General features: G+C 51.4%; 21 protein-coding genes and 2 pseudogenes. All 23 read right to left on the bottom strand.

Annotation, left to right across the window (positions count from 1 at the left end; all coding sequences use genetic code 11):
• Window positions 1-2: 2 nt before the first annotated feature.
• The 23 genes and pseudogenes from QDI87_RS01395 to QDI87_RS01280 all read right to left on the bottom strand — a co-directional run bounded on the left by QDI87_RS01395 (window position 3) and on the right by QDI87_RS01280 (window position 25208).
• Complete coding sequence (locus QDI87_RS01395; protein WP_278742048.1) at window positions 3-995, bottom strand: hypothetical protein; 993 nt, start codon at window positions 993-995, stop codon at window positions 3-5.
• 31 nt (window positions 996-1026) lie between these two features.
• Window positions 1027-1992 (bottom strand): glycosyltransferase family 2 protein, encoded by a 966-nt coding sequence (locus QDI87_RS01390; RefSeq protein WP_278742047.1) that lies wholly within the window; start codon window positions 1990-1992, stop codon window positions 1027-1029.
• Between the two features lie 502 nt (window positions 1993-2494).
• Window positions 2495-3532: pseudogene (locus tag QDI87_RS01385) on the bottom strand (IS256 family transposase).
• A gap of 297 nt (window positions 3533-3829) precedes the next feature.
• Window positions 3830-4825 (bottom strand): IS30 family transposase, encoded by a 996-nt coding sequence (locus QDI87_RS01380; RefSeq protein WP_055159828.1) that lies wholly within the window; start codon window positions 4823-4825, stop codon window positions 3830-3832.
• A 146-nt stretch (window positions 4826-4971) separates the two neighbouring features.
• Window positions 4972-6039, bottom strand: a complete 1068-nt coding sequence (locus QDI87_RS01375; RefSeq protein ID WP_278742046.1) for an NAD-dependent epimerase/dehydratase family protein — start codon at window positions 6037-6039, stop codon at window positions 4972-4974.
• 15 nt (window positions 6040-6054) lie between these two features.
• Entirely contained in the window at window positions 6055-6777 is a 723-nt protein-coding gene (locus QDI87_RS01370; protein WP_278742045.1) for an IspD/TarI family cytidylyltransferase, read from the bottom strand.
• Window positions 6778-6831: 54 nt separating this feature from the next.
• Window positions 6832-7989 (bottom strand): EpsG family protein, encoded by a 1158-nt coding sequence (locus tag QDI87_RS01365; protein WP_278742043.1) that lies wholly within the window; start codon window positions 7987-7989, stop codon window positions 6832-6834.
• A 35-nt stretch (window positions 7990-8024) separates the two neighbouring features.
• Window positions 8025-8987, bottom strand: coding sequence for a glycosyltransferase (locus tag QDI87_RS01360; RefSeq protein WP_278742042.1), 963 nt, complete (start codon window positions 8985-8987; stop codon window positions 8025-8027).
• Between the two features lie 23 nt (window positions 8988-9010).
• Window positions 9011-9712 carry a CDP-alcohol phosphatidyltransferase family protein gene (locus QDI87_RS01355; RefSeq protein WP_278742040.1) on the bottom strand — a complete coding sequence of 234 codons (702 nt, stop codon included), beginning with the start codon at window positions 9710-9712 and terminating at the stop codon, window positions 9011-9013.
• A 37-nt stretch (window positions 9713-9749) separates the two neighbouring features.
• Window positions 9750-10396: pseudogene (locus QDI87_RS11735) on the bottom strand (transposase); the annotation flags it as partial.
• 121 nt (window positions 10397-10517) lie between these two features.
• Complete coding sequence (locus tag QDI87_RS01340; RefSeq protein WP_278742038.1) at window positions 10518-11591, bottom strand: glycosyltransferase; 1074 nt, start codon at window positions 11589-11591, stop codon at window positions 10518-10520.
• Between the two features lie 33 nt (window positions 11592-11624).
• Window positions 11625-12974 carry a GumC family protein gene (locus tag QDI87_RS01335; RefSeq protein WP_278742037.1) on the bottom strand — a complete coding sequence of 450 codons (1350 nt, stop codon included), beginning with the start codon at window positions 12972-12974 and terminating at the stop codon, window positions 11625-11627.
• Between the two features lie 54 nt (window positions 12975-13028).
• A complete protein-coding gene (gene wbaP, locus QDI87_RS01330) occupies window positions 13029-14483 on the bottom strand; it encodes an undecaprenyl-phosphate galactose phosphotransferase WbaP (protein WP_341460081.1) in 1455 nt (484 codons plus the stop codon).
• Window positions 14484-14577: 94 nt separating this feature from the next.
• Window positions 14578-15441 carry a polysaccharide biosynthesis/export family protein gene (locus QDI87_RS01325; protein WP_278742036.1) on the bottom strand — a complete coding sequence of 288 codons (864 nt, stop codon included), beginning with the start codon at window positions 15439-15441 and terminating at the stop codon, window positions 14578-14580.
• A gap of 160 nt (window positions 15442-15601) precedes the next feature.
• Window positions 15602-16708 (bottom strand): tRNA preQ1(34) S-adenosylmethionine ribosyltransferase-isomerase QueA, encoded by a 1107-nt coding sequence (gene queA, locus QDI87_RS01320; RefSeq protein ID WP_278742035.1) that lies wholly within the window; start codon window positions 16706-16708, stop codon window positions 15602-15604.
• 30 nt (window positions 16709-16738) lie between these two features.
• The gene (locus QDI87_RS01315) at window positions 16739-17947 is read right to left on the bottom strand and encodes a SpoIID/LytB domain-containing protein (protein WP_278742034.1); all 1209 of its coding nucleotides are present in this window, start codon (window positions 17945-17947) and stop codon (window positions 16739-16741) included.
• A 100-nt stretch (window positions 17948-18047) separates the two neighbouring features.
• Complete coding sequence (locus QDI87_RS01310) at window positions 18048-18680, bottom strand: epoxyqueuosine reductase QueH (RefSeq protein WP_278742033.1); 633 nt, start codon at window positions 18678-18680, stop codon at window positions 18048-18050.
• 19 nt (window positions 18681-18699) lie between these two features.
• Window positions 18700-19677, bottom strand: coding sequence for a Holliday junction branch migration DNA helicase RuvB (gene ruvB / locus QDI87_RS01305; RefSeq protein ID WP_055160771.1), 978 nt, complete (start codon window positions 19675-19677; stop codon window positions 18700-18702).
• A gap of 57 nt (window positions 19678-19734) precedes the next feature.
• Window positions 19735-20334, bottom strand: a complete 600-nt coding sequence (gene ruvA / locus QDI87_RS01300; protein WP_278742032.1) for a Holliday junction branch migration protein RuvA — start codon at window positions 20332-20334, stop codon at window positions 19735-19737.
• The gene (ruvC, locus tag QDI87_RS01295) at window positions 20331-20825 is read right to left on the bottom strand and encodes a crossover junction endodeoxyribonuclease RuvC (protein WP_036376682.1); all 495 of its coding nucleotides are present in this window, start codon (window positions 20823-20825) and stop codon (window positions 20331-20333) included. Before ruvC ends, ruvA begins: the two co-directional genes overlap by 4 nt.
• Window positions 20826-20936: 111 nt before the next feature.
• Window positions 20937-21671 carry a YebC/PmpR family DNA-binding transcriptional regulator gene (locus tag QDI87_RS01290; RefSeq protein ID WP_055160561.1) on the bottom strand — a complete coding sequence of 245 codons (735 nt, stop codon included), beginning with the start codon at window positions 21669-21671 and terminating at the stop codon, window positions 20937-20939.
• 119 nt (window positions 21672-21790) lie between these two features.
• A complete protein-coding gene (gene tyrS, locus QDI87_RS01285) occupies window positions 21791-22999 on the bottom strand; it encodes a tyrosine--tRNA ligase (RefSeq protein WP_055160558.1) in 1209 nt (402 codons plus the stop codon).
• Window positions 23000-23072: 73 nt separating this feature from the next.
• Complete coding sequence (locus QDI87_RS01280; protein WP_278742031.1) at window positions 23073-25208, bottom strand: transglycosylase domain-containing protein; 2136 nt, start codon at window positions 25206-25208, stop codon at window positions 23073-23075.
• Between the last annotated feature and the right edge of the window lie 88 nt (window positions 25209-25296).

Genomic DNA, 25296 nt, shown 5'->3' with positions numbered 1-25296 from the left:
CATTATTTTGAAACCGTTTTAAATCTAGAAATTATATTTTTCATACAACCATCAAAAGTGTACCTTTCCTTTATTTCTTTTGGTATAGATTTTAGTGGTTTTTCTAGAAATTCATTTAATGTTGACATGTCGTCTCTTCCAACTATAAAAATATTTTCTGGCGTATAAAAATCGTAATTCATGATTTTAGCGAAATTAGTAATTAACTTTTTTTGATAAAAAAGAGCCTCTAGAGGTCTCCATGTCATTCCATTTTGACCATCTTGTACGATATCAATTATAACATCAGTTTCATTTATCATACTAACAATATCTATATAGTCAAACTTTTTCCCTTTATACAAATATCGTTTTTCTTTCTCACTATAATTCCCCTCTCTATCTGGAAAAATGTATAACTTTGATAAAAAACCTATTTTGTCTAACGCTTCAGCAACTTTCATAATCTTAGGTAATCGATTTTTATCAACGCCAACGAAAAGAGCCTCTCTTCCTTTCTTCATAGGCGTTGTAAGCTTTGCAGGAAAATTTGATAAGCATGGTGCAAACTGGTAGTTATAATGTAACTGATATTTTTGGGAATCATGATAATCAAATGACTGAAAAAATACACGAGGATTATTTTTATATTTATGAATATAATTCAAATGTTCCCCCTGTATTTTTTCAATAGTATTCCAATATTGAAACACTATCTTAGCATTAGATCTAGGTAGTAAATACTCTATCAAATATTCAGAACAAGCACCTTCATTGATGAAAATATAATCAAAGTTCATGAAAGAAACCCTTTTTTTTATTATACATCCCAAAAAAAATGTACATATTTTATATAGCTTTAATCTGTATAGTACTTTATAAAAAAACCATCCAAACCTTCCACTATTATCATGCAAAGAAATATACATAGTATTATAGGAGTGTGTCTTAAATAAAAACTCATCAGCATGGCAAGAATCATCAATTGATAATATCAATACATTTATTACATTCATTCTTTTCTCCTATTAAATCAATATAACATAACTAGGATTGAAATATTCTATACACAAAAAGTCCCCAACTAGACGGTAAGCATAATATCAACAACAACTTTATTTTCATTCTGATTGTCAATCTTTCAGATTTTATCATCGACCAAAAATCCCGTTTCATATCGCAAAAGACGGAGCATCTCACATCATCCTTTTGTTTCATTTCTTTTTCTAAAACAAAATAATTCCCTAATATCGCTCTCCAGTAACCAACCTTAGAGGTATTGAATCCATTTTCCAAAAATATATCATAACGTTGCTTTGCATTTTTTATTGCAGCCAAAGCCATCTCTACCGAAACACTATGATGTGTCAAACTTGATTTATGCTGAACATAATGATATAATGCTTTTTTACAATAATATATCGATTTAATTTCTAAAGCCAAAACTGTTAACAATCTATAATCCTCTTGTACTAAAACAGTTTCATCAAATCTTTTAGAATTGTACACTGATCGTCGCATTATATATTGCCACAAATAACTATGAATATAAATTTCTTGTGATAACTCATAAATATAGTCACGGACATCTACATAGTTTTTAGTAAAAGGAGCTTTATGTTCTATAATTTTTTTATTTTCATCTATATAATAATCAAACAGTATTAAATCCGAAGATTTATTCTTTATAACAGTCAATATAGTCGACAACCATTCTTTTTCTACATAATCATCTCCATCTACCCAAGCAATATACTTACCGCATGCTATAGATAAACCAATATTACGAGCTGCAGCTACACCTCTATTAGATTGATGTTGCACAATAATATTCCTATATTTTTTAGCAAAAGCCTCACAAATCCCCCCACTATTGTCTGTTGATCCATCATCAATACAAATAATTTCCACATCATTTAAATATGAGTAATCATTATCGAGGATAGAATGAAGGCATTTACTAATATACTTTTCTACATTATAAACAGGAATAATTATACTCAATTGTCGCATATAATACACACTTCCTCTATCGAAACAAATCAATGTAATACTTCAGCAATTTATAGTTTTTTGAAGCACAATATAGTTGCAAACCGTCCTAATGTTGTATAATAAGATCAGCAAACTAAGCTGTTAAAAAGGGAGGGCTATGCGCTAATCGCATTATATATCGAGCAAGTGGTACTTATTAGACTCCCAACGATTTTTTACTATCTACAGTAAAATCAACGCGCCATTTACTTGCATAGTTTCATATAGCCCAAGTTGGCTTTGGAGGAAGTCCGTCGGCGCGCTTCCCTATTGCAGTGGTTCCTATCAAAGCGAAGGATGCATCGCTCGACAGATTAGTGATGTACTCCCGGCAACGAGCTCGTTATGAATGCGCCATAGATGTACCTATTCGATAGATTTTTCTGCAATGGGCACTTATCATACTCCAAAAGACATTATAATAATAGGTAGTGTCAAGATTCTTTCGCAAATTCATTTCATCCGCCAGTAAATATCGGCATCAAATGTATGGATTTTCCTCGTCAGCTGGCTGCTCAATGTTCATCTTGAATAGATGTTCCATGTCCATATAGCGCTTCGAGCCCCATTCTGAGGCGGCAACATGGCGAAGTCTGGCACAGACGAGCATCAGCGCACTGTTGCCGTCAGGAAATGCACCAATGGCCCTTGTACGGCGGCGTATCTCGCGATTTACTCGTTCCGTCAAGTTATTCGTGCGGATCCGACTCCAGTGTTCGGTAGGAAAATAGTCTTTGGCGTCACCGTGAAGACATTCCGGTAAAAATGGACCGTGCAGCGCTGGTATTTGGCTTCAGGAAAGACCACGGGGATGCTTTCCAGCGTGCCAAGGCATTTATCGCCGATAATGAGACGCACACCTGCAAGGCCACGGCCTTTGAGCCAGGTGAAGAAGTTCAACCAGCTTTCCCTGTCTTCTTTCATGCCTTCTGCTGCTCCGAGAATCTCACGGAACCCGTCTTTATTGACGCCAATAGCGACCAAAACGGATACATTCTGAATCTCACCACCCCAGCAGCGCTTGAGGTAAATGCCGTCGACGTAAACGTATGGGTATTCGCCCGTTAAAAGGACGCTGACGCCATTCTTTGATGTGCTTGTACGCCTTCTGGTTGAGGTTGCTGATGGTACCCGAAGAGACCTTCGTGCCCCAAAGCGTTTCGGTGATATCTTCGATACGGCGCACGGATACGCCGGCAAGGTACATCTCAATAAGGGCTTCCTCGACCGAGCATTCACGGCGTTTGTAGCGTTAGATGATGGCCGTCTCGAACTGGATGCCCTTGAGTTTGGGCACGCGCAACTTGACTTCACCGGAAGTCGTGCCGAAATTCCGCTCGTAATGACCGGAACGGTAGCCCTTACGGTCTCCCGTCCGCTCATACTTGCCAGCACGGACAAGCTCGTCCGCCTCATGGTCGAGCAGGGCATTCAGTGTTTCTTCTACGCTGTCGCGTACAAGATCCTTTAAATTATTCTTTATAAGATCCTCGTTAAGTTGTATAATGTTACCAGACATGGTCTATTGCCTCCTTACGAATTTGGTGTGGTAACTTAATTGTACTAGCGGCAATAGACTATGTCTATTTTTTATGAAATTGAATTTGCGAAATATATTTTACCTTATCAAACGTCAGCTTGATACTTCGTCATTACTCATGACATAACCAAGTGGCACTGCGACATGGTAGACCTACTGCTTTCCCGCATTTTCATGGAGGACTGACCAGCTCATCATCAGACAGCCTAGCTATTGTTTAGCGATTTCATCATACACCGTTAGGAGGCTATGCGATTTTATTATACCGGCGAATTGTCAAGCTAAGTGCAACACCTTTGAGAAATAGACCTCATATGGTGTTTTGTAGCCAAGGCACTTCCTAGGGCGCAGGTTCAACTCATGGTACTTCCGTTGGATGTAATCCTCTGGCGTATCCGTGATGTCCTTGCCTTTCGGGAAGAACTCCCGCAGAAGCCCATTGGTATTCTCGTTGGTCCCGCGCTCCCATGGATGGTGCGGAGCAGGAAAGTAGAACGTCACACGCTTCAGTTCCTTGCTGAGTTGAGCATGTTTCGAGAATTCCTTTCCGCGATCTGGCGTGACCGAAAGATGCGGCTGCCCCGAGAGTGCTTCACACATCACCTTGTTGACGGCAGCGGCAGTCTTGCTCGCGGCCTTTCCACCAAGCAAGTACCGGCTCTTCCGGTCCACCAGCGTGACGAGGCAGGCCTTTCCTTGCTTACCCACCACCGTATCCGCTTCCCAGTGACCACGGACGGAACGGTTCGTCGCACTGGCAGGACGATCCTCGATGGGGTGCGATATGACGAACTTGCCACGATGTTCTTCGTTGCCTTTCTTGTGACGCCGTTTCCCATGATGCCGTAGTTTCCGAAGTACGAACTTCGCTGAAGCTCCTGGCGGGTTCAGCAGTCCTGCGTGGATAGCGCGGTAGATCGTCGGAACGCTGACGAGACGGCAGCCATGCTCCAACTGGATCCGTCCGACAATCTCCTCTGGCGACCAGTGGTACGCCAGGATACAGATCTGGATGTAGGAATGAAGTGGTGCATACTCCAGCCGCTTATGCGGACGACAGGCTTTCCTGCGCTGCTTGTAGAGCGCTTGCGCGGTCAACGGGCAGTACGACATAGGCTGGTCCGCAGGGGCCGCATTGCGGAGAAGCTCACGCGAGATGGTCGACTTGCTCCGGTTCAGCAGATGGGCAATCTCCGTGATGGATTTGCCCTCAGCAAGAAAAAAGAGTATCTTTTCTCGCTCAAATGGTGTAAGATGTGTGTAGTGGCACATAGGCTCTCCTTTTGTTATAGGTAGTTCTCTTCAAACACCATTATAGCAAAGAAGTCTATGTGTCATTTTAATTTGGTTGTCTAGGAGCTGTTGCACTTAGATTGTAAATCCATCCCTCAAAAAGCTGTAAATAGCTGTATTAAAGATTACTTATTTCTTGTTTCTTGCAAAATATCAATAGTGCGCTTGATTCCATCTTTGATTGAATATGACGGTCTCCATCCTAACCCCTGAATCTTAGTATTGTCTAATAGAGCTTTTGTAGCCAAGCTATACCCCTCTTTTTCCAGCATCTTAGGTACCTCGAAAACAACTTTTTTATTACAATATCCAGCTATAAGACTTGCAAGATCCTTTAACCTTATGTTAGATGCATCATCAGAGATGTTATATGCCTCTCCAGATTTCCCCAAGAATAGTACTGTTAACAATCCAGATACCGCATCTGCAACATATGTGTAAGAATAATATTGATTTCCTGCACTCTTTAGAACAATATCTTCATCGGAAATCGCCTTACGAATAAATTGACTAATCGCTTTTGTATCACTCATTAACATTGTAGGGCCATACGAGCGTGTCAGACGAGGAATAACGATATCTAGATTCTTTTGCTTGATATATGCTTGACAGAGTGCCTCTCCACAACGTTTACTTTCTGGATATCCCGCTCGCATTGTATTACAATCAATATAACCGCAATAGTCTTCTTTGAATTTCTCTACATCCCCACGATTCTGGCCATAAATTTCATTCGAAGAAGCAAATGCAAAACGAATCACAGATTTATCTACACAAAAATCGAGCATATTTTTTAACCCTATAACATTTGTTGTAATAGTTCCAATTGGGTCTGTTGCATACGCCATAGGATGTGTATTACTAGCTAAATGTAGCACATAATCCACCTTTGAAAAATCATGACACTTCATTTTTTCATTTATGTCATATGAAATGAAGGTAAACAAAGGGCTATTCCAAAATAATTGGAATCTATTATACGCTTTTTTTTCATTGCGGCCTAATGCGTAAATTCTACAGTTTAACGTATCATATAGGTTCTTATTCATAATTACATCAACTAAGAATGAACCTATCAACCCTGTAGCTCCAGAAATAAGAATTGATTTATCATGCAGTTTCTCCCAAGGTAGGCCTTGCGAAGCAACTTTACTTACGTCATCTTTAAATAGTGGATTATTAATGATATCCATAACACAGTCTCCTTACTATTTCAGCCAATTATCTTTATCTATCTTCAAATAGGACTTAAATATCTCCAAATCATCCTTAGTGGTTAATTTTATATTCTTGTCAGAGCCAGATGCGAAATATAATCTTACACCTAACTCCACCATCATGGTATTTGTATATGATGATCCATAAATTCCTATTTGCTTTTCAAATGCTTCATGATACTTAGCATCAAGTAAGTCAAATCGATATGCCTGCGGCGTTGAGACACGGCGTAATGTTTCTCGAGGAATATATTGAGTTGTGGTTCCTTCATCATCCTTATCTACAACAAAAATTTGCTCGTTATATGGCATTGATGTTACCGCATTACCATATTTTTTAGCTACCAATAGCACATCAGTTAACACAGCATCTTCAACTAATGGACGTATACCATCGTGAATTACAATAAGGTCATCAGGATTTGCAATATTTTCTAAATAATAAACACCATTTCGGATTGATTCCTGGCCACTGTTTCCACCTTTGATTATCCATTTCAACTTGGTTATATTAAATTGTTGCGCATAAGCCATTACAACACTTTCCCAACCTGCGATACAAACAACTTCAATTGCATCAATCTGAGGATGTTTTTGAAAGCTCTCTAGCGTATAAAACAAAACAGGTTTATCATAAACATTTATAAACTGTTTAGGAATATCTTGCCCCATACGTTTGCCAGATCCACCTGCAATAATAATCGCGATATTCATCTTCTTCATATCCTTTACTATTATACTGTTGAACATTATTCACTTAGATATGTATTATCTAAATAATTCAAAATTAAACTGATCCTCTACCTTATCGGTAGCAACCGAAGGTGGGATTGTTATCAATGGATCATATATTCCATTATAAAAAGATTTTAAATTGACTATACCAAATACTAAAATCCAAACAAGCAAAAATCCAACTTGTAAATACAATCGTCTTACGCGCAATACATATACAATAAATGCGAAAAAGAGAAACAAAAAATATATTTCAAATCGATGAATAATGGCCGCTACATTGGAGCCTTCAACTACAAAACTCATAAGGGTTCTAAAACAAACATACACAACACTCGCATTATATAAATATGTACTGATTTCACAATCATCTTTATTAAAAATTTTATCACGGTAGTATAGAAATAATATAAACAAAAAAACAATCAGTGTAAAGAGCGAACTAGGGGGAAATGTCCCAGCATCCACATTAAGCAAATCAATTTGACCTTCATATTTACCATAAATAGTTGCTAACGTAGATACTACAGAAAAAAATATACGTTGTGTAACACCAGTAATTGTCAAACAGAATGATAATAGTACACCTATGATTGCACATGTAGATGGTATCTTTTTCCTTGATAGGAAATAAATAGGGAAAAATAGTACTGCTGAATAGTGGAACAATACAGAAATAGTGAAAAATATAATAAATCTCTTAAGATCATGAGATAAAACATATTTTGATGCAAAGAACAAGATACTCATGGCAGCTGCTTGTCTCATACCGTTCAATCCGAAAAAGTATCCACCAGTAAGTGTTGTTGTCGCATATAACAAAGTCATCATTAACCTTTGTCGACCAGTCTGAAAAAAAACGTCAAGTCCTTTATAGAAGAAAAAGAGTATGATAGTTTCATATGTCACAAACATAGCCTGATATGATAGACCTAGTTCGTTGTATAAATCAACCATCATATAGAAGGTAGGCTCAATCGATGGAGCGGAGAACAAAACTGCATCTGCATTACCCGATTCAAATAGGAGCTCATACATGTAATAATCAGCACCATACATATAGCGGAATGCTCCTATGAACCAAATAGAAAACAAGTATATAGCTAACACCACTTTAGTATATTTAGGAGAAAAAATTGTAAAAAGTAATGCAGCAAGCGAGAAAAGATAATATCCTATCCAAAAATTCACAGTCTCACCTTCTATATTATCATTATCATAATTTTTTATGATCTAAGAAGTACATATAAACGGCTGGAAAACATAGCAACAACCGTTGCGACCTTTTGCGCAACTGTCATATAAGGATTAGACATAAAAGCGTAAAATCCATTTCTTATTTTTTTTTGCACATTATTTATTTCCTCTTTTTGTTCCTCGCATGGAATCACTTTTCCTAATCTCAATATCGTATCACGATATGCCCACCATTTTTTATATGCAGCAACTTCGTCAAGTCCATTATACTCTCGTTTTATTCTCATTTCATTTTGTTCATATATCCTTGTCAGATCTAAGATTTTTTTCGAATAAGCCCTTTGATGTGTGATACTATTATCTCTCTGTCTATAGTTATATTTTGCATTATCTTGAATGACCATTCTATCAATTTTCTTTACTAAAGATAGGAAAATCTCGCCATCTTCTGTCGTAATCCCTTTCTTAAATCTTATATTATCAAAAATTTCTCTTTTAAATAATTTAAGACAAATAGCCATTGCGGTTCGGCGAGATAAATATATTTTCTTTATCACACTTTCTTTTGTATCTAAAACCTCGACTTTCGATGAGAAAGTACATTTTCGTTTTGACGGAAAATCCTTAGACCAGCACATTGAGATATCTGCATCATATTTCTCAGCATTTGTATATAAGATTTCATACATATCCAAGTCTATGAAATCATCACTATCCACGAAGCCAATATATTCGCCAGTAGCAATATCTAATCCTGCATTTCTAGCATCACTTAAGCCACCATTTTCCTTATGCAATACTTGTACACGAGAATCTTGTTCTTGATACCTTTTACATATAGATAAAGAATTGTCTGTAGATCCATCATTGACAAGTATAATCTCAAGATTTTGATATGTCTGTTTTAAAATTGATTCAATGCATTGTGGAAGATAAGATTCTACGTTATATACGGGTACTATAATACTTATCTTTTTATTTTCACTGTTCATTAGTAGAACCCCCATCTTTCTTATTACACCCTCAGCAACTTATACATCGAAATAACCATAATTACTGTATTGAAAAAAAAGTAAACACCTGTATATAGCTGTATCATTCCGATGAGCAATGCAATCAATGCTAAAAACTGTGCTCCACCTGAAACAGATGTCAGATTCAAGGCAATAACCTTCATAAGGCTATAATGGGCTTTATCTTTTAGCTCATTATTTTTTTCATTGGATTCATTCAATTTCTTATGCATAATCAATCTAGGCATTATGCAAGCCATCCCTGAAAGAAAACCAAGTATCAAATAGTCAACAATTTCTGTCTCCTTGTACGCAAGTAAACCAAATGTACTATACGTAAAGAACATAGCAAAATAGCCACTTGTCGCATCCCATAAAGATCCAATTTTAGAAAAATTTTTTGTGTATCGCGCTATATTCCCATCTACACCATCCAGAAGATTCCATATGAACAAAAACACCCATGACATCAGATAACCAAGAAAGTTTTGAGCAATATATGCCGATATAAATGCCATTATTGGAAAGAATAATGATACGAAAGATACTGTATTAGGCTGTATCTTCAAATACAAGCAAGGTATTGTAAGTAAATAGCTTAGGGGCCTTCCTATATAAAAAGCAATTATATCATTCTTTGCACTATCCTTTTTCCCTTTCGTCATTGATTTATTTCTTATATCTGAAACTGTATACTTCATCATAACCCCCATGATTTATTAATTCGGTGAATTGTCGAGTTAAGTGCAACACCTTTGAGAAATAGACCTCATATGGTATTTTGTAGCCAAGACACTTCCTAGGACGCAGGTTCAGCTCATAGTACTTCCGTTGGATGTAATCCTCCGGCGTATCCGTGATGTCCTTGCCTTTCGGGAAGAACTCCCGTAGAAGGCCATTGGTGTTTTCGTTGCTTCCGCGCTCCCATGGATGGTGCGGAGCAGGAAAGTAGAACATCATCCCGTGATGCCGTAGTTTCCGAAGTACGAACTTCGCTGAAGCTCCTGGCGGGTTCAGAAGTCCTGCGTGGATAGCGCGGTAGATCGTCGGAACGCTGACGAGACGGCAGCCATGCTCCAACTGGATCCGTCCGACAATCTCCCCTGGCGACCAGCGGGACTCCAGGATGCAGATTTGGATATAGGAGTGCAGAGGTGCATGCTCAAGGCGCTTATGCGGATGACAGGCTTCCCTGCGTTGCTTGTAGAGTGCTTGTGCAGTCAACGGGGCAATATGCCAGCTGGAGCCGCATTGCGGCGAAGCTCACGCGAGATGGTCGACTTGCTGCGCTTCAGCAGACGGGCAATCTCCGTGATGGATTTGCCCTCAGCAAGAAAAAAGAGTATCTTTTCTCGCTCAAATGGTGTAAGATGTGTGTAGTAGCACATAGGCTCTCCTTTTGTTATAGGTAGTTCTCTTCAAACACCATTATAGCAAAGAAGTCTATGTGTCATTTTAATTTGGTTGTCTAGGAGCTGTTGCACTTAGATTGTAAATCCATCCTACTTATCAATTCTGGTACAATTGATAGGTACTCATCTTGACAAACTTATCTTGATATTTATTACTAAATTCCTTTTTATTAAAAGAAGAGATTACCCGCAAATCATCCAAACTTATCTTTTCTAAGATTCCAATCAACTGCTCAATCTCTTCAAATTTAAATACGAATCCATTTTTCCCATTTTCGATGAGTTCTGGTAACGCACCTCGGTCACTGACGATTACGGCCCTTCCGTATTTCATTGCTTCGATTGCCACAAGACCAAACGCCTCCCAACGGGATGGCATAACAACAACATCGCAGGCATTATAATAGCTTGCCAGCTTGTCATGAGGAATCCAGCCTAAAAAAGTTACCCGATCCGTATTTTTCTTCTCAATCTTTATTCCACCACCAACAACGTTATCGCCGATTACAGTTAAATGCAAATCCTGACGATGGCAAGAATTAAATGCCTTCAATAAGAGATCTAGCCCTTTTTGGGGGTCAAATCTGCCTACAAAAAGAAGATTAATTTTCCCTAAGGGAAGTTTTACTCGAGAATCAATCTTTCCCTTCTCACGTGAGATTCCACTATAGATGACAGTCTGATTAACTTTCTTTAAGCCATAACGTATTGCAGCATTGTATTCGTACTTTGAGACATTGATGATGCGATCCGTTTTCCCCTGTAAGATTCTCTCGATTCCTGCATATATCTTTCGTTTCCACTCTGCAGTATCTCTAAGAAATGCCCATCCATGTGCATTGTAAATAACACGGCAAGGTTTCCCTAAAAAAAGCATTGGAAAACGAACAAAAAGGCCTGCCCATGTACTATGGCAATAGACAACATCTGGCTTTATCTGCTTGATTGCCTTGCGAATCGCAAACATAGCCTTAGGGATCTGCATAAGGCTTCGATGATACGAATAATACTGGATATGATCAGCCGGTATTTTCCACTTCGTCTCGCTATTTTTATCAGCACAAATCAAATAATCATCTACATCAGGAAATTCTGGATGATTGATAAGGGTACTGATATAAGTAGCCACACCACCTTGAACGTATTCACCAACATGAAGAACTTTTATCATTTGCACCGCCTTCCTGTATCATATCGATTGGGTTTACGCTTCACGCTTGTACATGACGAGGCTGTAGCCGAAGGCGAGGATGCAGCCGAGGGCGAGGCCGATAGCAGCTATGAGTTTCTTTCGTGGAAAACTCGGTTTGTCTTCATCGGGCAGGTTGGCTTCGTCGATGACCTGGATGTCCATGGACTCCATGGCTTCCTGGATCTTGTTCTGCTCGCACTGCTGGACGAGGTTGGTGTAGATGGTCTTCTTGATCTCGGCGTCGCTCTTGAGCTGGATGTAGGTGACCATCTCGTCGGGGTATTTGCTGATGTCCTGCTCGATCTCGTCTTTCTTCGCGCGAACGGCGTCTTCGCTGGCCTTGGCGGCGCCGATGGAGGCTTCAGCTACGGCCTGGTTCTTGAGGAGCTCCATCTGGGCGGAGTTAAGGCTGGCGGCGCTGGAGTCGACGACGGCGCTGACTTCACGGGAGAGGTCGCCCTGCAACTGATTGAGCTGTTGCTGGGCAGCGATGACGGTCGGGTTGTTATCGGTGTACTTCTGGCGCAGGCCGACGAGCTCGACTTCCTTGGCGACGATCTGGCCGCGGATGCTCTGGACAGTGCCGTTGTCGTTGATGTTGTAGGCCTTGGAGCCGGACTTCTGCTGGCCGAGCTTGTTCGTGGCGACGTCGTACTGGGCCTGGGCGGCTTTCTGCTGGCTCTGGAGGTCGGCGATGGACTTGTCGTAGGCGGAGACCTGGGTGATGGCTGCCTTAAGCTGGTCGTCGGGGCTGTAGAGCTTGTGCTCGCGCGAGAAGTCGGCGAACTTCTGGGCGGCGTCGTCGGAGTCCTGCTTGGCCTCTTCGATGCGGCCGTTAAGGAACTGGACGAGCAGGCTCTGGGTCTGCTGGCTGTTGTTCGTCTGCATGGTCAGGAAGTTGTCGACAACTTCCTTGGAAATCTGCTGGGCTTCTTCCGGGGTCTTGCCCTTGGCGGTGACGGTGATGAGGTTCGTGCCCTTCGTGTTCTTGATGTCGAGGTTCGACTTGGCAAAGCCTGCGGCATCCGGCTTCTTCTCGGGGTCTTTGCCCTCGTAGAGCTCGTCGATGATCGGGTCGAGGACGGTGCGGCTCTTCATGAGCTCCATGTAGTTGTTGGTCGGGCTCGCCGTGCTGCTGCCCGTCGCAGCGGCGAGCATAGCCGCTGCCCGGCCGCCTATCTCCTTGCTGGTGCTGCGCGTCTGCACGAGGGTCGTCGACTCGTACTGCTTCGGCAGGACAAAGGCGGTGATCGTCGCGATGGCTGTGCAGCCGACGATGATGCCGCCGACGACTTTCTTGTGTTCCTTCGTGACCTGCCAGAGCTTGCCGAGGTCAATGCTTTCTTCTTTCTCTAAATCCAAGGGGTCCACTCCTTTATCTATGAATGATAATGAATTCGTATCAATGGCTCATACTCAATAGGCGCCTTTACCGAAGGCGACGGCTTTGACGGTCTTGAAGAGGTACATGAGGTCGATCCAGACGGACCAGTTGCGGACGTACCAGGTGTCCATGGCGACGCGCTCTTCGTAGGTGGTGTCGCTGCGGCCGCTGGCCTGCCACATGCCGGTGATGCCGGGCAGGACCATGCTGTACTCGCGGAAGTAGTCGCCGTAGCGCTCGATCTCTTTGGTGACGATAGGGCGCGGGCCGACGAGGCTCATGTCGCCCTTGATGACATTCCATAGCTGCGGCAGCTCGTCGAGGCTGGTCTTGCGGAGGAAGGCGCCGAGCTTCGTGACGCGCGGGTCGTGCTCGAGCTTAAAGTTCTCCTCCCACTCCTTGCGGGCCTCGGGATTCTCAGCGAGGTATTTCTTCAGGGCTTCCTGTGCGTTCGGGATCATGGTCTGGAACTTGTAGCACGGGAAGAGCTCCCCATTGCGGCCGACGCGCTGGTGCGCGAAGATGACGTGGCCCTTGTTGCTGATGGCGACCATGATGGTCAGCACGAGGAGGATTGGTGAAATGAGGATGCTGCCGACGGTCGTGCAGATGAGGTCGAAGACGCGCTTGATGATGCGGTTGCGGCGGCGTACGAGATTGTTCCGCATGTGGAGCATGAGGACTTCTTCGCTGAAGAGGACTTCGGCCTCGGCGCCGAGCATCGGGGTGCCGATGAGGTCGGGCGCGAAGGAGATGTCGCGCACGTAGGGCTGTATCTTGGAGATGAGGTCCTGCAGCTGGTCGCGGTGCATGCCCGGTGCGGTGATGATGACGTTCTGGACGCCGGAATCGCGGATGATGGCCTCGGCGTCGGCGACTTTGCCGTAGAGCAGGAAGTGCGAGGCGACTTTTTGCGAGAGCGGGTTGTCGTCGATGAGTCCGACGATGTCGTAGCGGTAGCCGAGGTCATTCCGGTAGTAGCGCAGGACGCGCTCGGCTGTCTTGCCCGCGCCGACGAGGATGACTGGCTCGTAGAACAGGTGGCACTTCTTGATGAATTTCTTGGCGAGGTAGCGGATGAGGTAGAGGTTCGGCACGAGGAGAACGATGAAGAGTCCGACAAAGAGGCGCGACGTGTGGGCGCCTGCCGCCGAGAAGTAGATGATGAGCAGGCAGGCCATGAAGCCGTAGAGCACGGCAAAGAAGATGTCGCGCGTGGAGTCGAGGATGGAATGCATCTGCCGGTAGGCGTGCGACTGCCCGAGGAACAGGATGAAGATCATCGGGACCCAGAGGTAGAAGTACTTCGGCGCGATGGCGTACGGCGCAATGTCGGTGTCGATCAGGTGATGAAGGCCCAGTGCCTCCTGCTCGGCCAGTAAGATGGCGATGTAGTCCAGCAGGATGAACAGGACCGGGTACAGGTAGCGGGCATAGCGCGCGCTCCTGACCCTGGTCTTATTGGCCAGTCGAATGATTTTTTCCAATTGTGATATTCCCCCAATATCATATGTCTCAGGTACGGCAGCTGCCGGGTGCGCTCCCCCATCGGCACCCAGCACGGCCATCGTCCCCCACGTATCAGTCGGTCAGGTTCTTGTAGAGCGCCCAGGCGTTGATGTACGGCAGGACGTCGGTGTCGAGCTTGATGCCGTTGGAGCGCGGGACGTAGAGGATGTCGCCGTCCTCGATCTCGACGTTCTGGGTGAGGTCGTGGCGGACGGTGTAGGCTTTCATGTTGAGCGTGCGGTAGTACATGGTGCCGTCAACGACGCGCATGATCTGGATGCGGGTGCTGCGGCCCTTGCGCGCCCAGCCGCCCGCGGTGGCGAGTGCGGCGTAGGCGTTCATGTTGTCGATGGCCATGGTCTGGACGCCGGGCTTGTTGACCTCGCCCATGACGTAGACTTTGCGCGGGCCGTAGCTCGTGATGACGAGCGAGAGGTCCGGGATGCGCAGGTACTGGGTCAGAGAGTCCATGAGGACGGCCTTGGCCTCGTCGAGCGTCAGGCCTTCCATCTTGACGCTGCCGACGTACGGCAGCTGGACGTAGCCGTCGAGGCCGACGGTCAGGCTGTTGATGCCGATGCCATCGGGAAAGCCGACGGCGAGGATGCTCAGCGTGTCGCCGCGGAAGAGGCGGTAGCTCGGCGAGACGGTCGTGTGGCGCAGGGATGCCGTCTTGAACATCTCCTTGGACTCGACGTAGCGCGCGCTGTCATCCGCGTCATCAGTGGCAGCCTGCCCGCGGACGGCGGACGGCTCTGCCTGCACGGAGGCCTGGCTGGACTTGGATACGCGTGTCGGCGCCGCAGGAGCCGCGAGCGTGCCCGCAGCCGTCTGCGCCGCGACGTCCGCGGCCGTCGGAGCTGCAGGCGCGGCAAAAACGGCACTGCCAGACAGCAGGAGCGCCGTGATGGTGAAAGCCGGAAGGCTGTACTTCATGATTCTAAAACCCCTTGTTTTTATATTTTTGTAATCGATGCTAGATATACGCTATTAGTTTAACACTTTGTGCTAAGAATGGCAAGGCAGGCAGGCAAAAACAGGACGTATCCCACAAAAAGCCCTCCCGTGCCATGCATGGGAAGGCTTTTCTGTTGCCCTATTCTTTTTTCTCGGCCTCGCGCTGGCGGTCGAGGGCTTCGAGCTCTTTGAGCTCTTCCGTGCGCTCGGCGAGGGGCTGGGGGCGCTGGATGAACATGGCGTCGCCGAAGGAGAAGAAGCGGTACTTCTGTTCGACGGCGGTCTTGTAGGCGCTGAGGATGAAGTTGCGGCCGGCGAAGGCGCTGATGAGCATGATGAGGGTGGATTTTGGCAGGTGGAAGTTGGTGATGATGGCGTCGACGATCTTGAAGTCGTAGCCGGGGTAGATGAAGATGCCGGTCCAGCCGCTCTTGCCGGCGATCTCGTTTTTGGCGGTGGCGGCGGACTCGAGGGTGCGGATGCTCGTCGTGCCGACGGCGATGACGCGGTGGCCGGCCTTCTTGGTCTCCATGATGAGCTTGGCGGTCTCGTCGGGGATGCAGTAGTACTCTTTGTGCATCTCGTGCTCTTCGATGTTGTCGACGCTGACGGGGCGGAAGGTGCCGAGGCCGACGTGCAGGGTGACGAAGCCGAGGTTGACGCCCATCTCGCGCAGTTCCTGCATCTGCTCTTTGGTGAAGTGCAGGCCGGCGGTCGGGGCGGCGGCGGAGCCCTCCTCGCGGTTGTAGACGGTCTGGTAGCGCTCCTTGTCCTCGAGTTTCTCGTGGATGTAGGGCGGCAGCGGCGTCTCGCCGAGGCGGTCGAGGATCTCCTCGAAGATGCCATCGTAGTGGAACTCGACGATGCGGCCGCCGAAGTCGGTGTGTTCGGTGACGGTGCACGAGAGCTCCGCGCCGAAGCGGATGACGTTGCCTGGCTTGGCTTTCTTACCGGGCTTGACGAGCGTCTCCCAGTGGTTGGCGTCAAGGCGGCGCAAGAGGAAGACTTCGACTTTGCCGCCCGTCTGGTCGCGGTGACCGATGAGGCGGGCCGGCATGACGCGCGTGTCGTTAAAGATCAGGGTGTCGCCGGGCTCGAGGTACTCCTTGAGGTCGTAGAAGTGGCGGTGCTCGATGGTCTTCTCTACGGGGTCGAGGACCATGAGGCGCGAGGCGTTGCGCGGCTCGATCGGAACCTGGGCGATGCGCTCTTCTGGCAGGTCGTAATCAAAATCGGATAATAACATGGTGAAAACCTCTCTGTCTATCTCTATATATTAGTAGGAATCAGTCTGCAGGGTGACGCCGGTGTAGTAGTGGTGCAGGATGTCGGCATAGGATTTGCCCGTCTCAGCCAGCCGCTTGGCGCCCCACTGGGAGATGCCGAGGCCGTGGCCGGCGCCAGAGCCCGTGAAGGTGACGCTGTCTTTGGTGAGCTTGGCATCGAAAAGCGCGCTCTTGAGGCCGAGCAGGCTGCGCCAGGCGGTGCCGGAAAGCGTGACACTCCCCTTCGTGCCCGTCACGGTCATCGCCTTGACGCGGCCCGAGGCCGTGCGGTCCTTGGCGGCACGGCCGACGGCGAGCGGCGAGAGCTCGATGGCGCGCAGCCTGCCGATGGCGTGGCCCTTGGCGGCGAGCTTCTGTTCGAGGTCGGCGGTGCTCATGGTCTTGGTCCAGGGCATGGTCGCGGTCTGCGTATCGCGGACGGCGCGCAGGTAGGGCACATGGCTCCCCCAGACGTCTTCGCTCGACTCGGTCATGCCGCCGCTGTCGGTGTGGAACAGGGCTTCGATGGGCTGGCCGCCGTACATCAGCACCTCTCCCCTCGTCGCGCGGACGGCGGCCGTCGAGGCTGTCTTTTCGGAGGCAATGCCCTTGTAGAGCTGGCAGTGCGTCGTCGTGCAGAGGTCGTAGCCCTCAGCGGCATGGCGGCCGCGGCTCTTGAGGGCAAAGCTGCGCGCGGCGACGCTCTGCGCCTTGAGGGCCTCGGCGGGCCAGTCGGTCGGCATCTCCTCGGGCACGACGCTCAGGAGGTAGTCGTCGACCGGCACGATGTTGACGGCGGTCAGGCCCGCGCCCCTGTGGCGCAGCTCGAGCGCGCCGCGGTAGCGGCGGCCGTCGAGCGCCAATCCCCCATCCGGCTTGTCGGATGGGCGGATGATCAGTATCTCGCCGCGCAGCTTCTCGCGGCCGACGAGGAAGGCACCGTTCTGCCAGCGAATCTCATACGATGCCGTGGCGGTGAGCGCGACGGGCTTGGCGGACTCGGTCCGGGCTTCTGCCCTGCCGCCCGCTGCGACGGTGACGCTCGGCTGGCCGCTCGTGAGGCCGATGCGCAGGAGAGGCGCCTGCTCTGCGGGCTGGGCCGCTGCTGCGGAGGCTTTATCCGCCTTCGGTGCGGCGGGCGCATGATGGCGGGCCATGGCCGGGGTGGCGGCGGACAGCACGAGTGCGGCGGCCAGCAGGGCTGACAAAAATCTTCGCATTCTAGACACTCCCTTCACGATTGCATGGACCCCTTCCGCCTCGGGGGCTTGGCACCTTCCCCAGAGGGGAAGGCGGCGCTTCATAGCGAGGCTCCTGCTTTCAGGGGTTGCCGACGGCTTCTCTTGCCGCGCGGGCTTCTCGTTCGAGGCGGGCGCGCTTTTTGGCTTTGTTCTCTTTCTTGCGCTGCTTGCGGATCTCGCGGGAGTAGCGCTCTTCTTCGCTGAAGATGCAGCCGCAGTAGGGCTGGCGGTAGAGGCCTAAATCGTGGCTGATGTCGATGCCCTCCTGCCAGCCGGGGCGGAAGTCTTCGTAGTGGAAGGCGACGCCGTATTTCTCGGCGAAGTGCTCGGCGGTGCGGCGCATCAGGTCGTGCTGCTGGTAGATGCTGTAGAAGAGCGTCGAGGTGAAGGCGTCGAAGCCGTGCTCGGCGGCGAAGCGGGCCGTCTCCTCGAGGCGCCAGGTGTAGCACATGGTGCAGCGGCCGTTCGGCAGGGCTTCTGCGGGCAGGGCTTTCTTGAGGAAGTCGCGCAGGCGGTAGTGCTCGTCGGCGTGGAATGCCATGCCGACTTTCTCGGCGAATTCCTTAGCGGTCTTTAAACGCATGTCCCACTCCTTGTAGGGGTGGATGTTGGGGTTGAAAAAATAGCCGGTGGGCTCGATGCCCTCTTCCCGCAGTTTCTTGACGGGATAGCAGGAGCACGGGCCGCAGCACATATGGAGCAACAGTTTCAAGTGGCTCACCTCTCTTATCTTATTTTTCGGGATATGGGATGCCGAGGTGGCGATAGCCGGCCTCGGTGACGACGCGGCCGCGCGGGGTGCGGTTGATGAAGCCGAGCTGGATGAGGTACGGCTCGTAGACGTCCTCGATGGTGTCGCGCGCCTCGCTGATGGCGGCGGCGAGGGTGTCGAGGCCGACGGGGCCGCCCGCGAACTTCTCGATCATCGTGCGCAGCATGCGGCGGTCGGTGTGGTCGAGGCCGGCCTCGTCGACTTCGAGCATGCGCAGGGCCTTGTCGGCGATGGCGTTCGTGATGACGCCGGAGCCCTCGATCTGGGCGACGTCGCGCACGCGCTTCAGCAGGCGGTTGGCGACGCGCGGGGTGCCGCGGCTGCGGCGCGCGATCTCGAGCGCCCCTTCGTCCTCGATGGCGATGTCTAGGATCTCGGCGGCGCGCTTGATGATGTGCACGAGGGCGTCGGGCGTGTAGTACTCGAGGCGCGAGATGACGCCGAAGCGGTCGCGCAGCGGCGCGGCGAGGGCGCCGGCCTTCGTCGTCGCGCCGATCAGGGTGAAGGGCGCTATGTCGAGGCGGATGGAGCGGGCACTCGGCCCCTTGCCGATGATGATGTCGAGCGCGAAGTCCTCCATCGCGGAGTAGAGCACCTCTTCGACGCTGTGCGAGAGGCGGTGGATCTCGTCGATGAAGAGCACATCGTGCTCCTGCAGATTCGTCAGGAGTGCGGCGAGGTCGCCGCTCCTTTCGATGGCGGGGCCGGAGGTCTGGCGGAAGTTGACGCCGAGCTCGTTGGCGATGATGCCGGCGAGCGTCGTCTTGCCGAGGCCCGGCGGCCCGTAGAGCAGGACGTGGTCGAGCGCCTCGCCGCGCGAGAGCGCCGCCTGGATGAAGATGGAGAGGTTCGCCTTGACCTTCTCCTGGCCGATGTACTCGCCGAGCTTGCGCGGGCGCAGGCTGTACTGCCAGTCGTCGCTGTGCTGCTCGTCCATGGAGACGATGCGGTCCTCGTCGTAAGAATCGAATCCGTCCAAAATGAGCCTCCTTCTTTACATGTGGCTGAGTTCCTTCAAAGAAGCCTTGATGATGGCTTCTGTCGTCTTGTACTTGGCCGTCTTGCGGATGACGGGCGCGATCTCAGAGGGCGTGTAGCCGAGCGACTGCAGCGCGGCCATGGCCTCCGAGGCGGCGTCGTCGCCGACTTCTTCAGCGTTCTCGATGGTCAGGAGCTCCTCCTCCGCGCTGCCCCTAAAGGCGACCTTGTCCTTGAGCTCGAGGATCAGGCGCTCGGCCGACTTCTTGCCGATGCCGGGCAGCTTCGTCAGGACGCTCGCCTGCTTGTTCTGGATGGCGCGGCAGAGCCCTTCGACCGTGATGGCGGAGAGGATGCCGAGCGCGACCTTCGGGCCGATGCCGGAGACGCCGATAAGCTGCAGAAATAGGTCATATTCTTCTTCGGCGGCAAAGCCGTAGAGCACGATGGCGTCCTCGCGCACGCTCGTGTAGACGAAGAGGCTCGCCTCCTCCTTGAGGCGCAGCTTCGTCCGCGTCGAGTTCGCGACGAAGACGCGGTAGCCGACGCCGTGGACGTCGAGCAGGCAGTGGTCCGTGTAGAGCGCGATGACCCTGCCGTGAAGATATCCGATCATAGCTGATTCCTCCAAGTGATGCTATTCAGGCAGTGCGTCGTGCAGATGGCGATGGCCAGCGCGTCGGCCGTGTCGTCGGGCTTCGGCGGTTCGGGCAGGTGCAGGATCTTCGTGACCATGTAGATGACCTGGTTCTTGTCGGCCTTGCCGTAGCCCGTGACATCCTGCTTGATCTGCATCGGCGTGCGCTCGACGAGCCGCAGGTTGTTCTTGGCGGCCGTCAGGAGCACGATGCCGCGCGCCTGGCCGACGGGGATGGCCGTCGTGACGTTGCGGTTGAAGAAGAGCTTCTCGACGCCCATGACGTCGGGCTGGTACTTCTTGATGAGCGCGTCGAGCTCATCGTAGATCTTCATGAGGCGGTCCTCCATCTTCATCTTCGGCGAGGTGAAGATGGAGCCGTACGCGTGCGGGATCAGCCGGCTGCCGCGCGACTCGACGAAGCCGTAGCCGCAGATGGCCGTGCCGGGGTCAATTCCTAGTGCTAACATAAATTCCCCTAACATAAAACGTGTGAGAAATGCGAAAACAAGCCCCTACAAATCAAACGTTCGAATCGTTCGAATCGTAGAGGCTTGCCTCAAAAGCCCGTCCCCAGTCTATTACTCTTCGTCGTCCGACTCGTAGTTGCTGTAGACGTTCTGGACATCGTCGTTCTCTTCGAGGGCGTCGATGAGGTTCTGCATCTTCTCGGCATCCTTGCCGGCGAGGTGGACAGTCGTGTCCGGGACCATCGTGACTTCGGCCGAAGCCGTCTCGATGCCCTTCTCGCCCAGTGCCTTCTCGATGTCGTCGAAGGCGTCCGGCTCAGCCGTGATCTCGAAGACCTCGTCCTCTGCCTTCATGTCCTCGGCGCCGGCGTCGAGGACGATCTCCATCAGGGCGTCCTCGTCGTCGAACGTCTCCTTCTCGACGATGAAGACGGCCTTCTTCTTGAACATCCAGGCAACGCAGCCGTCCTGGCCGAGGTTGCCGCCGAACTTCGAGAAGAGGTGGCGCACATCGGCAGCCGTGCGGTTGCGGTTGTCCGTCAGGATGTCGAGCATGACAGCCGTGCCGCCCGGGCCGTAGCCCTCGTACATGAGCTCTTCATACGTGCCGCTCTCCGTGTTGCCGAGACCTTTCTCGATCGCACGCTTGATGTTGTCCTTCGGGATGTTGTTGGATTTCGCCTTCGAAAGAGCCAGCTTCAGGCGCATGTTGCCCGTGGGATCTGCGCCGCCCATGCGGACTGCGATCGTGATCTCACGGCCGATCTTCGTCGTGATCTTGCCGCGGATGGCATCGTTGGCACCTTTCTTGCGCTTGATATTGGCCCATTTAGAATGTCCTGACATATAAGAAACCGCCCTTCAATCAAAATTACACGCTATCGTGTGATAACTTACTTATCTTATCATAAAACGCGCCATCCCACAAGCGTCTGGCGCGTTTTTCTTATTGCAAGCCACGCGGCTCACTTCACGAGCTTGAAGTACTTCTTCTTGCCCTTCTTGACGATGGCCTCGCCGTCCGTGAAGTCGCTCTCCTGCAGGATGTAGTCGACATCCTTGACCTTCTCGTCATTGAGGGAGAGGCCGTTCTGCTGGATCAGGCGGCGGCCCTCGCTCTTGGAGGCGAAGACCTTGCCGGCCGTCAGGATGTCGAGGAGCTTCTTGCCCGTCTCGGCGGCGATCGTCGGCATGTCGGCCGTGTTGCCGGCACCGCCGAAGAGTGCCTCGGCGGCCTTCTTGGCCTTGTTGGCCTCTTCTTCGCCGTGGACGATCTTCGTGACCTCGTAGGCGAGCACGCTCTTGGCCTCGTTGATGGCGGAGCCCTCGAGGCTGCCGAGGCGGCGGACCTCGTCCATCGGCAGGAAGGTCAGAAGCGCGAGGCACTTCTCGACGTCGGCGTCATCGACGTTGCGCCAGTACTGGTAGAACTCGTACGGCGAGGTCTTCTCGGCGTCGAGCCAGAGGGCGCCGCCCGCCGTCTTGCCCATCTTCTTGCCGTCGCTCTTCGTCAGGAGCTTGTTCGTCAGACCGTAGACGGCCACGTTGTTCTTGCGGCGGTTGAGCTCGACGCCGGCGATGATGTTCGACCACTGGTCGTCGCCGCCCATCTCGAGCTTGCAGCCGTAGCGGCGGTTGAGCTCGAGGAAGTCGTAGGCCTGCATGACCATGTAGTTGAACTCGAGGAAGGTCAGGCCCTTCTCCCAGCGCTGCTTGTAGCACTCGGCCGCGAGCATGCGGTTGACGGTGAAGCAGGCGCCGACGTCGCGCAGAAGGTCGATGTAGTTGAGCTTCCGGAGCCAGTCGCCGTTGTTGACCATGATGGCCTTGCCGTCCGAGAAGTCGATGAAGCGCGCGATCTGCTTCTTGAAGCACTCGCAGTTGTGCTCGATGTCCTCGTCCGTCAGCATCTTGCGCATGTCGGTGCGGCCCGTCGGGTCGCCGACCGTGCCCGTGCCGCCGCCGACGAGGCAGATCGGGCGGTGGCCGGCACGCTGCATGTGCGCCATCGCCATCAGGGCGATGAAGTGGCCGGCGTGGAGGCTGTCGGCCGTCGGGTCGAAGCCGATGTAGAAGGTCACGCGCTCCTTGTCGAAGAGCTCGCGGAGCTCTGCCTCATTCGTGCACTGGGCGATGAAGCCTCTCTCTTTCAGGGTGTCAAATACATTTGCCAAAGATCTCTCTCCTTTATCTCAGGTATCTCAGGTATCTCAGGCAGCACGCCTCAGGTGCTGCTCGTCATTCCACTCAGTTGCGTCCCTTGGAGACGCTGCTGCCCGGCTCAGGCGCGGCACCGCCGCCACCGCCGGCAGAGGCCGGAGCACTCGCCGGGGCCTGGCCCTGCGGCGCTGCGGGCTGCTGGCCCGGCTGCTTCTTGCCTTCGTCCTTGGACTTCTTCTCAGCGGGCTTCTCTTCCTTCTTGGCCGGCGCGGCGCTCTTCTTGGTGACGGCTGTGCTCTTGTCGTCCTCGAGCGAGCCGATGGAATCGCCGCCGGACGACTCGGAGCCGTCGAAGTCCTTGGCCGGCGTGCCCTTCAGGGCCTCGGTCATGAAGTTCTTCCAGATGGTGGCCGGCACTGTGCCGCCGTAGATGCCGCCCAAGGAGGTGTTATCGTCGTTGCCGATCCAGACGCTCGCGACGAGGTCGGGCGTGTAGCCGACGAACCACGCGTCGTGGTAGTCACTCGTCGTGCCCGTCTTGCCGGCTGCCGGGCGGCCGATGCTGGCGCGGCGGCCCGTGCCAGCGCGGATGACATCCTGCAGCATGCTCGTGAGGTCGGCCGCGCTCGACTCGCTGATGACATTGTGCTGCTCGGGGTTCGCCTCGTCGATGACCTTGCCGTTGCGGTCGAGGACCTTGACGATGACGACGGGGTCAACGTGGACGCCCTTATTGGCAAAGGTGCCGTAGGCGCTCGTGAGCTCGAGGGGCGTCACGCCCTTCGTCAGGCCGCCGAGGGCCGAGGCGAGGTTCTTGTCGTTGTGCGGGCCGTCCATGACGAGCGTCGAGATGCCCATCTCCTGCGCGTAGTAGAGCACCTTCTCGATGCCGAGCTTCTGCGCGATCTTGACGGTCGGGACGTTCATCGAGTGCTGGGCGACCTGGCGCATCGTGACGGGGCCGCTGAAGGTGTGCTCGTCGTTCTGCGGCTCCCAGTCGCCGATCTTTATCGGGCTGTCGTTGATGACGGTCGACGGGGAGAACTTGTTCTCGAGCGCCGCCGCAAAGACGAACGGCTTGAAGGCAGAGCCCGGCTGGCGCTCGGCCATCGTCGCGCGGTTGAACTGGTCCGTGCCGCGGCCGCCGACCATCGCCTTGACGTAGCCCGTGTGCGGGTCGAGGGCGACGAGGGCGCCCTGCGGCTGCACGACGCCGTTTGCGTCCTTGCGGCCGTTCGGCAGGCCCTTCATCGCCTTCTCGGCGGCGCGCTGCATGTCCATGTCGATCGTCGTGTAGACCTGCAGGCCGTCCTTGTAGACGGCGTCAGCGCCGTACTTGTCGATGAGCTTCTGGGTGACGTAGTCGACGAAGTACGAGGCCTCGCCCTTGTCGTCTTTCGCCGGGTCCGGCTTGACGAGGTCGGGCTTCTCCTGCTTCGTCTTCTCCGCCGTGGCCGAGTCGAGGTAGCCGTACTTGACCATCTGGTCGAGCACGGTCGCCTTGCGCTCCTGCGCGGCCTGCAGGTTGTTGAGCGGCGAGTAGTAGTTCGGGCTCTTCGGGATGCCGGCGAGCATCGCGCACTCGTTGAGCGTCAGGTCCTCGACGTCCTTGCCGAAGTACGTGCGGGCCGCGGCCTGCACGCCGTAGGCGCCCTGGCCGAAGTAGATCTGGTTGAGGTAGAGCTCTAGGATCTCGGATTTCGTGTACTGGTGCTCGAGCCGTAGCGCCAGGAAGACTTCCTGGATCTTGCGCTTCAGCGTGCGGTCCTGCGTCAAATACGCGTTCTTGGCGAGCTGCTGCGTGATGGTCGAGCCGCCCTCTGAGACGGTGCGGCCGCGCAGGTTGGCCCAGATGGCGCGGGCGATGCCGCGCGGGTCTACGCCGATGTGGTCGTAGAAGCGGTTGTCCTCGACGGCGACAAAGGCGTCCTGCAGGTTCTTCGGGACCTGGTCGAGCTTGACGGGCATGCGGTTCTCCGCCGCGTGGATCGTCGCGATCTCGTTGCCGTCGCTGTCGTAGACGAGTGAGGATGCCGGCGGGCGAATGTCGTCCGCCAGGTCTGATTTCGTATTCATGCTAGCGGTCAGGAAACCGCAGCCGATGCCGGTCAGCATGACCAGGAAGACAATCGCAATGCCGATGAGAGTCTTGTGCTTGGCGGTGTTGCCGCCCTTCTTCGGACTGCGTTGTTGTTGATGGCTTCGTTGGGAACGTTTTTCCATTTAGGCGCCTCCTTCAAACATATACGGCTCCTATTTTACCACACTTTCGTGGAAAAGCCTATGCCTGATGTCATTTCCGTCCATCTGC

The organism is Mitsuokella jalaludinii, assembly GCF_928722185.1.
GTDB lineage: Bacteria > Bacillota > Negativicutes > Selenomonadales > Selenomonadaceae > Mitsuokella > Mitsuokella jalaludinii.
The sequence above is the reverse complement of the archived record's forward strand: the minus strand, read 5'-3'. Positions and strand labels throughout refer to the sequence as shown.

Excerpts from the sequence above, each read along its gene's own strand:
- QDI87_RS01380 (WP_055159828.1), bottom strand. The coding sequence starts at position 4,825 with ATGTGCCACTACACACATCTTACACCATTTGAGCGAGAAAAGATACTC.
- QDI87_RS01370 (WP_278742045.1), bottom strand. The coding sequence starts at position 6,777 with ATGAATATCGCGATTATTATTGCAGGTGGATCTGGCAAACGTATGGGG.
- QDI87_RS01375 (WP_278742046.1), bottom strand. The coding sequence starts at position 6,039 with ATGGATATCATTAATAATCCACTATTTAAAGATGACGTAAGTAAAGTT.
- queA (WP_278742035.1), bottom strand. The coding sequence starts at position 16,708 with ATGTTATTATCCGATTTTGATTACGACCTGCCAGAAGAGCGCATCGCC.
- QDI87_RS01325 (WP_278742036.1), bottom strand. The coding sequence starts at position 15,441 with ATGAAGTACAGCCTTCCGGCTTTCACCATCACGGCGCTCCTGCTGTCT.
- QDI87_RS01360 (WP_278742042.1), bottom strand. The coding sequence starts at position 8,987 with ATGAACAGTGAAAATAAAAAGATAAGTATTATAGTACCCGTATATAAC.
- QDI87_RS01290 (WP_055160561.1), bottom strand. The coding sequence starts at position 21,671 with ATGTCAGGACATTCTAAATGGGCCAATATCAAGCGCAAGAAAGGTGCC.
- QDI87_RS01395 (WP_278742048.1), bottom strand. The coding sequence starts at position 995 with ATGAATGTAATAAATGTATTGATATTATCAATTGATGATTCTTGCCAT.
- QDI87_RS01280 (WP_278742031.1), bottom strand. The coding sequence starts at position 25,208 with ATGGAAAAACGTTCCCAACGAAGCCATCAACAACAACGCAGTCCGAAG.
- ruvC (WP_036376682.1), bottom strand. The coding sequence starts at position 20,825 with ATGTTAGCACTAGGAATTGACCCCGGCACGGCCATCTGCGGCTACGGC.
- QDI87_RS01390 (WP_278742047.1), bottom strand. The coding sequence starts at position 1,992 with ATGCGACAATTGAGTATAATTATTCCTGTTTATAATGTAGAAAAGTAT.
- ruvB (WP_055160771.1), bottom strand. The coding sequence starts at position 19,677 with ATGGACGAGCAGCACAGCGACGACTGGCAGTACAGCCTGCGCCCGCGC.
- QDI87_RS01315 (WP_278742034.1), bottom strand. The coding sequence starts at position 17,947 with ATGCGAAGATTTTTGTCAGCCCTGCTGGCCGCCGCACTCGTGCTGTCC.
- ruvA (WP_278742032.1), bottom strand. The coding sequence starts at position 20,334 with ATGATCGGATATCTTCACGGCAGGGTCATCGCGCTCTACACGGACCAC.
- QDI87_RS01355 (WP_278742040.1), bottom strand. The coding sequence starts at position 9,712 with ATGATGAAGTATACAGTTTCAGATATAAGAAATAAATCAATGACGAAA.
- QDI87_RS01340 (WP_278742038.1), bottom strand. The coding sequence starts at position 11,591 with ATGATAAAAGTTCTTCATGTTGGTGAATACGTTCAAGGTGGTGTGGCT.